The 12,536-nt window shown below is 69.0% G+C and carries 9 protein-coding genes; 4 read left to right on the top strand and 5 right to left on the bottom strand.

Annotation, left to right across the window (positions count from 1 at the left end):
• Positions 1–132 precede the first annotated feature (132 nt).
• The 4 genes from infC to NX02_RS23440 all read right to left on the bottom strand — a co-directional run bounded on the left by infC (position 133) and on the right by NX02_RS23440 (position 4,830).
• Positions 133–672, bottom strand: coding sequence for a translation initiation factor IF-3 (gene infC / locus NX02_RS23455; protein WP_025294599.1), 540 nt, complete (start codon positions 670–672; stop codon positions 133–135).
• 127 nt (positions 673–799) lie between these two features.
• Positions 800–1,369, bottom strand: coding sequence for a Uma2 family endonuclease (locus tag NX02_RS23450; protein ID WP_025294598.1), 570 nt, complete (start codon positions 1,367–1,369; stop codon positions 800–802).
• A 531-nt stretch (positions 1,370–1,900) separates the two neighbouring features.
• Positions 1,901–3,895 carry a threonine--tRNA ligase gene (gene thrS, locus NX02_RS23445; protein WP_025294597.1) on the bottom strand — a complete coding sequence of 665 codons (1,995 nt, stop codon included), beginning with the start codon at positions 3,893–3,895 and terminating at the stop codon, positions 1,901–1,903.
• A 95-nt stretch (positions 3,896–3,990) separates the two neighbouring features.
• The gene (locus tag NX02_RS23440; protein WP_025294596.1) at positions 3,991–4,830 is read right to left on the bottom strand and encodes an LD-carboxypeptidase; all 840 of its coding nucleotides are present in this window, start codon (positions 4,828–4,830) and stop codon (positions 3,991–3,993) included.
• Positions 4,831–4,881: 51 nt separating this feature from the next.
• On the opposite strand from NX02_RS23440, the gene NX02_RS23435 reads away from it, so the two are divergent.
• From NX02_RS23435 to NX02_RS23420, 4 genes are all read left to right on the top strand, one after another.
• Positions 4,882–6,282: a Mur ligase family protein gene (locus tag NX02_RS23435; RefSeq protein WP_025294595.1), complete on the top strand. Its 1,401-nt coding sequence runs from the start codon at positions 4,882–4,884 to the stop codon at positions 6,280–6,282.
• A gap of 223 nt (positions 6,283–6,505) precedes the next feature.
• Positions 6,506–7,255 (top strand): alpha/beta fold hydrolase, encoded by a 750-nt coding sequence (locus NX02_RS23430; RefSeq protein WP_025294594.1) that lies wholly within the window; start codon positions 6,506–6,508, stop codon positions 7,253–7,255.
• Positions 7,252–8,085: a tetratricopeptide repeat protein gene (locus NX02_RS23425; protein WP_025294593.1), complete on the top strand. Its 834-nt coding sequence runs from the start codon at positions 7,252–7,254 to the stop codon at positions 8,083–8,085. Before NX02_RS23430 ends, NX02_RS23425 begins: the two co-directional genes overlap by 4 nt.
• A gap of 94 nt (positions 8,086–8,179) precedes the next feature.
• On the top strand, positions 8,180–10,798 hold the full coding sequence (locus NX02_RS23420) for a M1 family metallopeptidase (RefSeq protein WP_025294592.1): 2,619 nt from the start codon (positions 8,180–8,182) through the stop codon (positions 10,796–10,798).
• A 292-nt stretch (positions 10,799–11,090) separates the two neighbouring features.
• Here NX02_RS23420 and NX02_RS23415 read toward each other — a convergent pair whose 3' ends face one another.
• A complete protein-coding gene (locus tag NX02_RS23415; protein WP_047100178.1) occupies positions 11,091–12,359 on the bottom strand; it encodes a spinster family MFS transporter in 1,269 nt (422 codons plus the stop codon).
• Positions 12,360–12,536: the final 177 nt, after the last annotated feature.

The raw sequence follows: 12,536 nt of genomic DNA, 5'->3' as shown, positions 1-12,536 counted from the left end.
CGCCGCCCGTGACGATCACGCCACGAACCCTCGGCCGGCAATATCGCAACCCTGTTCCGCTCTTCACCCCGGCATAACGCACGGAACGCGATTCGGTCGCGCCACAGGGGAGGGCGCGACCGAGAAATCGTCTTATTTTGGCGAGAGCACCATCAGCATCTGGCGCCCTTCCATGCGCGGATGCGCCTCGACCTTCGCGGTCTCGGCGGTATCCGCCTGCACGCGCTGCAGCAGGATCATGCCCAGCTGGCCATGGCTCAGCTCACGCCCGCGGAAACGCAGCGTGACCTTCACCTTGTCGCCTTCCTCGATGAACTTGTGGATCGACCGCATCTTCACTTCATAATCATGATCGTCGATGTTCGGACGCATCTTGATCTCTTTGATCTCCTGCGTCTTCTGGGTCTTCCGGGCCTGGTTGGCCTTCTTCTGGGCTTCGTACTTGAACTTGCCGACGTCCAGGAACTTCGCGACCGGCGGGTCGGCGTTCGGGGAAACCTCGACGAGGTCGAGGCCGACTTCCTGAGCCTGCTCGATCGCCTCGCGCGTATACATGACGCCCAGATTCTCGCCATCGCCGTCGATCACCCGAACGCGGGGCGACTGGATGAACTCATTGTAGCGCGGACCGTTCAGCGGAACCGTCGGCGCCCCCATCGGACGCCTCATCATGGGCGGACGTATAACACTGTCTCCTATCGTGGACTTCAATCGGTGCGATATAATTACCGAAGGGCCATTCGCCAAGGGTTTGCGCCAGGCATATCGCCGATTTGGCGCGATCTGTGGCGCTGGTGCGTCAATCGATCGCGTCGAGCCGGATCTTGACGCCGGGCAGCAGCAGTGCCGCCACGCCATCATGCGCCTCATATTCCTCGACATCGGCGTAGCGCCCGTTTTCGGGGGTGCGGTGGACGCGAATCGTCCGCCGCACGGCATCGACCACCCAGTAGTCGCGCACGCCCGCGGCCGCGTAGAGCGGCGCCTTCACCTTGAGATCATAGGCGATCGACGAGACCGCCACTTCGATGAGGATCAGCAATTCGGGCCCGCGCACATCCTGCGTGCCGATGCCGCGCGGCCACACCGCAAGATCGGGCTCGACGAGCGTCGTTTCAGACAATGTCACCGAGGGCTCGACGAACAGGGCGGTGCCGGCATCGGTGCCCAGGATGATCGCGCGGGTCAGCGCGGACTTCATCGCCTCGTGATAATTATGCTTGGCCGCCGGCATCGGCACGATCTCCCCCTCGATCAGCTCGAAATTGTCGCCCTCGGCCAGCACCCCGGCGGCGGTCAGCGCATAGACCTCCGCAACGGTGAGCCGGGCCGGGATCAATCCCTTGCGGACATTCTGGAAGATCGTCATGCGGCGCAGACTATAGGATTGAGCGCGGCGGTTGAAGCCGCACTTATCTGCCCCTCCCCTTCAGGGGCTATCGGATTCGCACATCTTCGATGGATTGAGCGGGGCTGCCGCTGCGTTCCCTCGCCCCTGCGGAGAGAGGGACAGGGAGAGGGGGAAAGTCGCGCAAGGCGTAACGGTTTTGAGGGTTCAGCATTGCGGCTCCGCGACTTTTCAGTGCGTGTAAGACCTGTACGCTTGGCGCGACTGCCCCTCTCCCTGGTCCGCTACGCGGACCTTTCCCTCTCCCCGCAGGGGCGAGGGAAAGACGCGGTCGCAACGAGATGTGCGAATGCCGTATCCCCTTCAGGGGAGGGGTTGGGGTGGAGGCGAGCGAAGCGAGCTTCCGGCAACGCCGGCGCAAAAAAGCGCCGCTGGGGGCATCGAGCCCCCGCCTCGGCTGCCCCACCCCCGTCCCGGCGCCGGCCAAGTCCAGTCGGGGGAGACTGGACGACCCGGTGCCCCTGAAGGGCGTTCAGGGGAGGGGTGAATGGATCACCGCAGGTCCGGCGGAACCGCCTCGCCCTTCAGCCACGCGGCGGCTTCGTCCAGCGTCAGGATCTTCTGGCCCTCGACGCCCAGCGTCCGCACCGCGACGGTGCCTTCCTCGGCCTCGCGCTTGCCGACCACCAGCAGGTGCGGAACCTTGGCGAGGCTGTGCTCGCGGACCTTGTAGTTGATCTTCTCGTTGCGCAGGTCGGTCTCCACGCGCAGCCCGGCCGCCGCCAGCGTCTTCGCCGCCTGCTCGGCATAGTCGTTCGCGTCTGACACGATCGTCGCGACCACCGCCTGCACCGGCGACAGCCACAGCGGGAAGCGGCCGGCATGATGCTCGATCAGGATGCCGATGAAGCGCTCGAACGTGCCGAGGATCGCGCGGTGGAGCATCACCGGGCGGTGCCGGTTGCCATCCTCGCCGACATAGCTGGCATCGAGCCGCTCGGGCAGCACCGTATCCGCCTGGATGGTGCCGACCTGCCAGGTGCGGCCGATCGCGTCGGTCAGGTGGAACTCCAGCTTGGGCGCGTAGAAGGCGCCTTCGCCGGGCAGCTCTTCCCAGCCATAGGCCTCGGTCGCGCGGCCGCTCGCCTCCACCGCGTCGCGCAGGATCTGCTCGGCGCGGTCCCACATCGCCTCGCTGCCGAAGCGCTTCTCGGGGCGCAGCGCCAGCTTGATCGCATAGCTGTCGAAGCCGAGATCCTTGTAGACGCTGTCCAGCAGGTCGCAGAAATCGCGGATTTCCTCGATCAGCTGGTCCTGCCGGCAGAAGATGTGCGCGTCGTCCTGCGTGAACTGGCGCACGCGCATGATGCCGTGCAGCGCGCCATGCGGCTCGTTGCGGTGGCAGCAGCCGAACTCGGCCATGCGGATCGGCAGGTCGCGATAGCTCTTGATGCCCTGGCGGAAGATCAGCACATGCGCCGGGCAGTTCATCGGCTTGAGCGCCATCAGCTCGGCATCGCCCGACAGGATCGGCGCCTCGTCTTCGACCGACGGGATCTCGTCGGGCACGACGAACATGTTCTCGCGATACTTGCCCCAGTGGCCGGACTGCTCCCACTGGCGCGCGTCCATCAGCTGCGGGGTCTTCACCTCGGCATAGCCGTTGGCGTCGAGGCGGCGGCGCATATAGGCCTCCAGCTGGCGCCACAGGATATAGCCCTTGGGGTGCCAGAACACCGAACCCTGCGCCTCGGCCTGGAGGTGGAACAGGTCCATCTCAGCGCCGATCTTGCGATGGTCGCGCTTGGCGGCCTCCTCCAGCCGAAACAGATGCTGGTCGAGCTGCTTCTTGTTGAGCCAGCCGGTGCCGTAGATGCGGCTCAGCATCGCGTTCTTCTGGTCGCCGCGCCAATAGGCGCCGGAAACGCGCATCAGCTTGAACGCCTGCGGGTCGAGCTTGCCGGTGGAGGCGAGGTGCGGGCCGCGGCACATGTCGAGCCAGTCGCCGCCCGACCGGTAGACCGTCAGCTCCTCGCCCTCGGGCAGTTCGGCGGCCCATTCGGCCTTGAAGGTCTCGCCCTCGGCCTGCCAGCGCGCGATCAGGTCCTCGCGCGACCAGACTTCCCGCTTCAGGGGCTTGTCGGCGCGGATGATCGCGCGCATCCGTTCCTCGATCGCGGGCAGATCCTCGTCGGTGAACGCGCGATCCTTGGGCGCGAAGTCATAATAGAAGCCATCCTCGGTCGAGGGACCGAAGGTGATCTGCGTGCCCGGAAACAGCGATTGCACCGCTTCCGCCAGGATATGCGCGAAATCGTGGCGCGCGAGTTCGAGCGCGTCGGCCTCGTCGCGGCCGGTGACCAGCGCGAGGCTGGCGTCGCCCTCCAGCGGACGGTTGATGTCGCGCAGCTCGCCATCCACCTTCGCGGCGATCGCCGCCTTGGCGAGGCCGGGGCCGATGGCGGCGGCGATGTCCCCGGGGGTAGTGCCCGGCGCGACTTCTCGGACGGAACCGTCGGGAAGCGTGATCCGGAACATCTGCGACATGGGACTCTGTCTAACCTTCTAGAATGCGCGGTATTGCGCGGGGCGGCTTATGCCCGCGGCTTGGGTTGCGGCGCAACCACCGTTTCCGGGGCGTTTTACCGGGACGAAATCAAGGGGTCCCCGAACGGCACCACCGTGTTGCCGGCGTCATGGCCGATATCGGCGCGGCCGAGGAAGGGGATGCCCGCCTCCGCGCACCAGCGCTCGGCGATCTCCAGTTCGGTCTCGCCGAAGGGGATGTCGTTGTCCTCGATCCGGCTGCAGCGGCCGAGCCGCAGCCCCGCGGCGCGGCGCACCTCCGGGCTGGCGGCGATGTGCGCCATCGCCCGGTCGATCGCGTAGAGCAGCTCGCTCACCTCCTCCACCATCAGCACATGGCCGTCGAGGTCGGGCAGCCAGGGCGTGCCGACCAGGTGGGACAGGATGGTGAGGTTGAACGCCGCGGCAAGCGTGCCCGGCGCGATCGAGGCTTCGAGCGTGGCGGGATCGCGCGCCACCAGCCAGTCGAGCGCGCGCACCACCGCCGCCTCGCCGCCGTCCAGAAGGATGTCGTTGGGCATCGGGCCATGCGCCACCGCGCCGATCCCCGCGCCATAGAGCGCGCCGAGCAAGGTGCCGGCGTCGCTATAGCCCAGCCAGCTCTTGCCGCGCGCCGCCGCGCCCAGCCGCGGCATCACCCGGCCGACGATCCGCGCCGAGCCATAGCCGCCGCGCGCGAACCAGATCGCGTCGATCGCGGGGTCGTTCGCCATCTCGACGATCGCGTCGGCGCGTTCGTCGTCGGTCCCCGCGAAATGGCCGCATGCCAGGAAACATTGCGGGTGGAACAGCAGTTCGGGCGCGCCCTCGCCCGGATACGCCTCGGCCAAAGCGGTCACCCGCGCCGCCGTTTCAGGGGCGAGCCGCCGCGCGGGCGCGACCACTCCGATCCGCATGCTCCATCCCCCGCTTGTCGGCGCCTCGAAAAGCGTTGATAGCCGCGGGCGATGATCGGCGGCAAATCCTTCTTCTTTATCGGCATCGGCGGCAGCGGCATGCTGCCCCTCGCCTCCATCCTCCGCGCGCGCGGAAACACCGTCGCGGGGTCGGACCGCAGCCTCGACCAGGAGGGGGCAGGGGCCAAGTTCGATTATCTGCGCGCGCAGGGCATCGCGCTGTTTCCGCAGGACGGCAGCGGCGTGGTCTCCGCCGACCAGATCGTCGTCGCGTCCGCCGCGATCGAACATGGCGTGCCCGACATGGTCGCCGCGCGCGAGGTGGGCGCGCTGCGCCTCAGCCGCGCCGAACTGCTCGCCAGCCTGTTCAACGATTCGCCCAACGGCGTCGGCGTCGCCGGCACCAGCGGCAAATCGACCGTCACCGGCATGATCGCCTGGATCCTCCACGCCACCGGCCACGCGCCGACGGTGATGAACGGCGCGGTGATGAAGAATTTCGTCACCGGCGATGCGCCCTTCGCCAGCGCGCTGGTGGGCGACGGCGACGTGTTCGTCAGCGAGGTGGACGAGAGCGACGGGTCGATCGCGCTCTACCGCCCGGACGTCGCGGTGGTCGGCAATGTCTCGCTCGATCACAAGCCGCTGGAGGAATTGCGCCAGCTGTTCGGCGACTTCCTGCACCATGCCAAGACCGCGGTGGTCAATCTCGACAATGCCGACAGCGCCGGCCTGGCGGACGGTCACGCCTCGGTGATCACCTATGGCATCGACCAGCCGACGGCGGCGCTGTCCGCCTCGGCGATCGTCGAGCATCCGTTCAGCATCGATTTCACGCTGAATGCGAACGGCCGGGCGATCCCGGTCGCCCTCCAGGTGCCCGGCCGCCACAATGTCGCCAATGCGCTCGCGGCGATCGGCGCGGCGACCGCGCTCGGGCTGACGGCGGAGCAGGCGGCGGCGGCGCTGGGCGGCTTCGTCGGGCTGCGCCGCCGCTTCGATCTGGTCGGCGAGGCGGCGGGCGTCGCGGTGATCGACGATTTCGGCCACAACCCGGACAAGATCGCGGCGACCCTCGCCACCCTCCATGCCTTTCCCGGCCGGCTGCTGCTGCTGTTCCAGCCGCACGGCTATGGCCCGCTCAAGGTGATGCGCGAGGCGCTGATCGACTGTTTCGCCACCAACATGGCGGCGGACGACCTGCTGCTGATGCCCGATCCGGTCTACCGGGGCGGCACCGTCGACCGCGCGGTCGGCAGCGCGGACATCGTCGACGGCATCGTCTCGGCGGGCCGCGACGCGCGCCACGTCGCCGACCGCGATGCCTGCGCCGCGACGTTGGTCGAGATGGCGCGGCCGGGCGACCGCATCGTCGTGATGGGCGCGCGCGATGACAGCCTGCCGGCGTTCGCGGCGGGCATCGTCGATGCGCTGGGCCGCCGCGCGGCGTGATTCATGCCGCGAATCGTGGCAGAATAGCCTATGGAAAGCGCCATCGTTGCGGAGGGGTCATGTTCGGCACGCTGTTCCTCGCCTATCTCGCGGCGCTGCCGCGGTCGTGCGCAGCGTCGGCCATGTGATCTGATCCGATCCGAACCGCCATTCACGCCGATCGCACCCGGCTGCGGGCGATTTGCATTCCCTCCCTCCCACGCGATGTTCTAGGGGACAGCGCATGAGCGATCCGGCCTATCTCGACCGCGCCGACGGCGTCCGCCTCGCCTATCGTTTCCGTGCCGGCCGCGGACCGGTGATCCTGTTCCTGCCGGGCTACATGTCCGACATGGAAGGATCGAAGGCGGTCGCGCTCGATGCGTGGGCGGCGGCCGAGGGCCGCGCGGTGCTGCGCTTCGACTATTCGGGCTGCGGCGCGAGCGACGGCGATTTCGAGACCGCGACGCTGGCCGGCTGGCGCGACGATGTGCTGCTGCTGCTCGACCGGATCGTCACCGGCCCGGTGGTGCTGGTCGGCTCGTCGATGGGCGGCTGGCTGATGCTGCTGGTCGCGCTGGCGCGGGCGGAGCGGATCGCCGGCATGGTCGGCATCGCCGCCGCGCCGGACTTCACCGATTGGGGCTTCACGCAGGAGATGAAGCTCGAACTGCTCTCGCGCGGGCGGCTCGAGGAAGTCTCGAAATATTCGGACAGGCCCACCGTCACCACCCGCGCCTTCTGGCAGTCGGGGGAGGCGAATCGCGTGCTCCATGCCGAGATCGCGATCGACTGCCCGGTCAGGCTGCTGCACGGCCAGCGCGATCCGGACGTGCCCTGGGAATATGCGATCCACCTCGCGCGGCGCCTTCGTTCAGCCAATGTCCAGACTCTGCTGGTCAAGGACGGCGATCACCGGCTGTCGCGCGATGCCGATATCGAACGGCTGATCGCGGCGGTGGCCGAGGTCTGCCGCCTTTCGGAGAATCCGTGATCCTTTTTCCCCTCCTGCTGCTGGCGCAGGCCGCAGCGCCCGCCGAAGACGCGCCCTTGCCCTCGCTGTCGGCGCGCGAGAATGCCGAGCGTTTCGAGCGCTGCGCCGACCTCGCGATCGACGAACCCCAGCGCGCGATCGACGAGGCCAGCGCGTGGCGCATGTCGGGCGGCAGCTTCGCCGCGCGCCAGTGCCTGGGCCTCGCTTATGCGCAGCTCGAACGCTGGGTGCCCGCCGCGACCGCGTTCGAACAGGCCGCGCATGAGGCGGAGGTCGCGCGGGACGGTGCCGCCGCCAACCTCTGGCTGCAGGCGGGCAATGCCCAGCTGGCCGCCGGCAATGCGGAAAAGGCGCAGTCGGCGTTCAGCGCCGCGCTCGGCACCGGCGCGCTGCAGGGGCTGAGCCGCGGCGAGGCGCATCTCGATCGCGCCCGCGCGATGGTGGCGCTCGGCAACACGGCCGGCGCGCGCACCGACATCGATCGTGCGCTGGAATTCGCGCCTGCCGATCCGCTCGCCTGGCTGCTCTCCGCCACGCTCGCACGGCGGATGAACGATCTGCCGCGCGCGCAGAAGGATATCGGCGAGGCGGTCAAGCGCGCGCCCGACGATGCCTCGGTCGCCTATGAAGCGGGGGTGATCGCGCTCAAGTCGGGTGCGGAGGATGCCGCCCGCGCCGCCTGGAAGGGCGCCATCGCCGCGCAGCCCGGCAGCCCCGCCGCCAAGGCGTCGGAACAGGCGCTGACCCAGCTCGACGGCGGCGTCGCCCAGCCCGTGGCGGCGAAGCCGGTCCAGCCGGCGGCGGCAAAGCCGGCCCCGTCCGGGCGCTGAGCGGCTTCACGTCGTTCGTCGAAACCCGGGGTGCGCGGCTTGCCGCCCCCGCCGCAGCGGTTACAGCGGCAACAAAATGTTTCCGGAGTCGTCCATGCGCGTTTTCGTCGCTGCCCTTCTGTCCCTGCTGATCGCGGTGCCAGCCGTCGCGCAGGATGTGCCGATCGGCAAACTGCCGTCGGGCACCACCCCCACCGCCTACCGCCTCGACCTGACGGTCGATCCCGAGCAGGAACGCTTCACCGGCCATGCCGAGATCGACGTCACGCTCGACAAGGACACGCCCGGCCTGTTCCTCCACGGCCGCGGCCTCAAGGTCACCCGCGCCTTCGCGCGCGTCGGCAACCGCACGGTCGCTGCCACCTACAAGGAGGTGAACACCACGCTCGGCGTCGTCCGCCTGGACTTCGCCAGCGCGCTGCCCGCCGGCAAGGCGGTGCTGCTGTTCGATTATGACGCGCCGTTCGGCGAGGGTCCGGCCGGCCTCTACCGCGTCAAGGTGGGCGACATCCATTATGCCTGGACGCAGTTCCAGTCGATCGACGCGCGTGCGGCCTTCCCCGGCTTTGACGAACCCGGCTTCAAGACGCCCTTCACCGTCAGCCTGACCACCCCGGCGAACCTCGTCGCGGTCAGCAATGGCGAGGAGACGGGCACCACCCGCCAGGGCCGGCTGGTCCGGCACCGCTACGCCACCACCGAGAAGCTGCCGACCTATCTGGTCGCCTTCGCGGTCGGCCAGTTCGACGTCGTCTCGGGCCAGGTGCCGCCGACGCCGCAGCGCGCGAAGCCGCTGCCGCTGCGCATCCTCGCCACCAAGGGGCAGGGCCCCAAGCTCGACTATGCGCTGAAGGAAACCCCGCGCATCGTCGAACTGCTCGAACACTATTTCGATTCGCCCTTTCCCTTCTCCAAGCTGGACCAGATCGCCTCGCCGGTGATGGGCGGCGCGATGGAGAATGCCGGGGCGGTGATCTACGACGATTCGCTGCTCGTGCTGGGGGGCGATGCGCCCGTCCGCCGCAAGCAGGGCTTCGGCATGGTCGTCGCGCACGAACTCGCGCACCAGTGGTTCGGCGATCTTGTCACCCCCGCCTGGTGGGACGATATCTGGCTGAACGAGAGCTTCGCCAACTGGATGGGCTATTTCATCGCCGACAAATGGCGCCCCGAACTCAACATCCAGGTCGGCGCGATCGAGGAAGCGCTGGCGGCGATGAACACCGATGCGCTCGCGGTCGGCCGGCCGATCCGCCAGCCGATCACCGATTCGGGGGAGATCGATTCGGCGTTCGACGCGATCACCTATGGCAAGGGCGGCCAGGTGGTCGACATGATCGCCAATTATATGGGCGAGGATGCGTTCCGGAAGGGCGTCCACATCCACATGAAGCGCTATGCGCGCGGCAACGCCACCGGCGAGGATTTCTTCCGGTCGCTCTCCGAGGGCGCCGGCGATCCGCGGCTGGTGCAGGCGATGCGCGGCTTCGTCGAGCAGCAGGGCGTGCCGGTGGTCGCGGTCAGGCCGTCGGGTGAGAGCGCTTCGGTCTCGCAGAAGCGCTATGCGGCGCTCGGCGCCGAGGGCGTGCCGGCGACGCAGTGGACGATCCCGTTCTGCGCGACCCGCGGCGACACCAAGAGCTGCACGCTCGTCGACAAGCCGGCGATGACGGCGGCGGCCAGGGGCAGCGGCCCGGTGATGCCCAACGCCGGCGGCCGCGGTTACTACCGCTTCGACCTGCCGGAGGCGGAGTGGACCGCACTGATCGCGCGCGGCCCGCACCTCCCCGCCGGTGAGGCGCTGGCGGCGACCGACAGCCTGTGGGCGAGCTTCCGCGCCGGCGGCGCCAGCCCCGCGCAGCTCGTGCAGGCGGCGAAGACGCTGGCGGCGCACAGCGACTCCAACGTCGCGATCGACGGCGGTGAGCGCCTGTCGGACCTGCGCGCACGCGGCCTGATCAGCGGCGATGCGCTGAAGGCCTATCCGGCGCTGATGGCGTCGATCTACGTGCCGCGCCTCAAGGAGATCGGCTTCGATCCGCGCCGCGGTTCCCAGTCCGGTGACGATCCCGATCGCCAGGCCTATCGCAACGCGCTGGTCGCGCTGGCGGCCGACGATGCCCGCGATCCGGCGACGCGCGCGGCGCTGGAGAAGGCGGCGAAGGCGTTCATGGCGGGCGACGATGCGGCGCTCGACGCGAGCTTCCTGCGCACCGCGCTGCGCGTCCATGTCGAGGAGGGCGGCCTCGCCGCCGCGCAGGCGCTCTATGCCAGGGCCACCGCGTCGCAGGACGCGGTGTTCCGCAGCGCCGCGCTGGGCGCGGTCGCGGCCTCGGGCAATGTCGATACGGCGCGCTGGCTGCTCGGCAAGGTCGATGACGCGGCACTGCGCTCCACCGAGCGCGTCGCCATCGTCGGCGCCATGGCCGGTCCGGCAACCACCCAGCCGCTCGCGCTCGACTGGCTCAAGACCAACCTCGACCGGCTTGTGAAGGACAGCAACCTGACGACGATCGGCCAGGTCATGTCGATCCCCGGCCGGCTCTGCTCGGTCGAGGATGCGGACACGGTGCGCACCCTGCTGCAGCCCAAGGTGAAGGCCGTCGGCCGCGGCCAGCTTACCCTCGACCGCGCGGTCGAGCGGGTGCGCGCCTGCGGTCAGCTCAAGGCCGCGCGCGGCGCGGAGATCAACGCCGCGATCCTCGCGCGCTGAGGGTCATGGGCTGCCGGGCGGATGCCCGGCGGCCCTCGTCCGCAGCACGACTGCGGACCGTCCCCCGGTCCGTTCGCAGAATCGCGTACGAACTCTCCCCCCACTCCGTTCGCCCCGAGCGAAGTCGAGGGGGCCGTCGAGCGAAGCCGAGACGGCTTGGGGCCCCGCTCCGAGCGGGGCCAGGTTCTCGGCTTCGCTCGAACCATCCCTCGACTGCGCTCGGGACGAACGGGGGATTTATCGACGTCGACGGGACGCGCTTTTCCGGACGTGGAAATCCGACGGGTGAGAGTTAATCCACCCATTCCCGCCGCAGCGGCTTCGCGGCGAACGCCAGCAGCACCGCCGCCAGCAGATAGAAGACCAGCCCCGCCAGCATCGACATCGCCAGCGCCTGGTTTCCGAACCGCCCGGTCAGCGCGTCCGACAGCGCCCCCAGCGCATAGGTGCCGGCGCCCAGCCCGACCAGATTGTTGATCAGCAGGAAGCTCGCCGAGGCGGTCGCGCGCATCGGTGCCGGCACCAGATGCTGCACGGCGGTGATGATCGGCGCCAGCCACATATAGGCCAGCGCCTGCGGCAGCAGGAACAGCAGGAAGGCGAGGCCGACCGAGCCGGAAAGGATGCCGGCCGCGAACAGCGGCACCGCGATCACGAACGCCACCGCCGGGATCAGCGCATATCTGCCGCGGTCGCCCTTGCCCAGCCGGTCCCCCAGCACGCCGCCGCCCAGCACCCCGGCGATGCCGCCCAGCAGCAGCACCCCGCCATAGAAATAGGATGTGCCGACCAGGTCGAGCCCGAAGCTGCGCTGGAGCAGCTGCGGGAACCAGAAGGCGAAGCCATAGCCCAATGTCGAGCAGGATGCCGCGCCGAACGCCATCAGCCAGAAGCTGCGCTTGCCCGCGAGCAGCGCGAAGGCGGAGGAAAGCGGCGCCTGCGCGCCCGTCGCGACCCGCTTCGGCTCCCGCACGACCAGCCGGAACAGCGGCGCGATCACCACCCCGGCAAGGCCGATGACGACGAAGGCGGTGCGCCAGTCGATCCGGGCCGCGATCTGCGCGCCGAACAGCACGCCCAGCGCCGCCCCCAGCGGAATGCCCAGCGAATAGACCGCCAGCGCGCGCGATCGTTCGGCCGGCGGGAAATAATCGGCGATCAGCGCATAGGAAGGGGCGACGCCGCCCGCCTCGCCCACGCCCACCCCCAGCCGGGCGAGGAACATCGTGCCGAAGCCGGTGGCGGCGCCGCACAGCGCGGTGAAGCCGCTCCATACCGCGAGCGATCCGGTGATCACCCAGGTCCGGCTGGTCTTGTCCGCCAGCATCGCCAGCGGGATCGCCATCGTCGAATAGAGGATCGCGAACGCCAGCCCGCCGAGCAGCCCCAGCTGCGTGTCGCTGAGCCCGAGCTCCGCCTTGATCGGCCCCGCGAGGATGCCGAGGATCTGCCGGTCGATGAAGTTGAAGGTATAGACCAGCAGCAGCATCGCCAGCACGACCGCGCGATAGGTGCGCGAGGCGGCCGGGGCGCTGTCCGCGGCGATCGGGGGAAGTGCCATGGTCGCGCTCATCCTCGAAAATGCGTGTTCGGGCAATGCGGCCGCGTCAGTCGCCCTGCGTGGCGCATCCCCGCGTCGGTTCTTTTCAAGCGAAGCCTATCTCTCCCCGTTCGCCCCGAGCGAAGTCGAGGGGTGGTTCGAGCGAAGCCGAGAACCGGGACCCGCTCGGAGCGTAGC

The organism is Sphingomonas sanxanigenens DSM 19645 = NX02, from assembly GCF_000512205.2.
Taxonomy (GTDB): Bacteria; Pseudomonadota; Alphaproteobacteria; order Sphingomonadales; family Sphingomonadaceae; genus Sphingomonas_D; species Sphingomonas_D sanxanigenens.
The sequence above is the reverse complement of the archived record's forward strand: the minus strand, read 5'-3'. Positions and strand labels throughout refer to the sequence as shown.

Coding starts and splice junctions, on each gene's coding strand:
- infC (WP_025294599.1), bottom strand. CDS start 672: ATGATGAGGCGTCCGATGGGGGCGCCGACGGTTCCGCTGAACGGTCCG.
- NX02_RS23450 (WP_025294598.1), bottom strand. CDS start 1,369: ATGACGATCTTCCAGAATGTCCGCAAGGGATTGATCCCGGCCCGGCTC.
- thrS (WP_025294597.1), bottom strand. CDS start 3,895: ATGTCGCAGATGTTCCGGATCACGCTTCCCGACGGTTCCGTCCGAGAA.
- NX02_RS23440 (WP_025294596.1), bottom strand. CDS start 4,830: ATGCGGATCGGAGTGGTCGCGCCCGCGCGGCGGCTCGCCCCTGAAACG.
- NX02_RS23435 (WP_025294595.1), top strand. CDS start 4,882: ATGATCGGCGGCAAATCCTTCTTCTTTATCGGCATCGGCGGCAGCGGC.
- NX02_RS23430 (WP_025294594.1), top strand. CDS start 6,506: ATGAGCGATCCGGCCTATCTCGACCGCGCCGACGGCGTCCGCCTCGCC.
- NX02_RS23420 (WP_025294592.1), top strand. CDS start 8,180: ATGCGCGTTTTCGTCGCTGCCCTTCTGTCCCTGCTGATCGCGGTGCCA.
- NX02_RS23415 (WP_047100178.1), bottom strand. CDS start 12,359: ATGGCACTTCCCCCGATCGCCGCGGACAGCGCCCCGGCCGCCTCGCGC.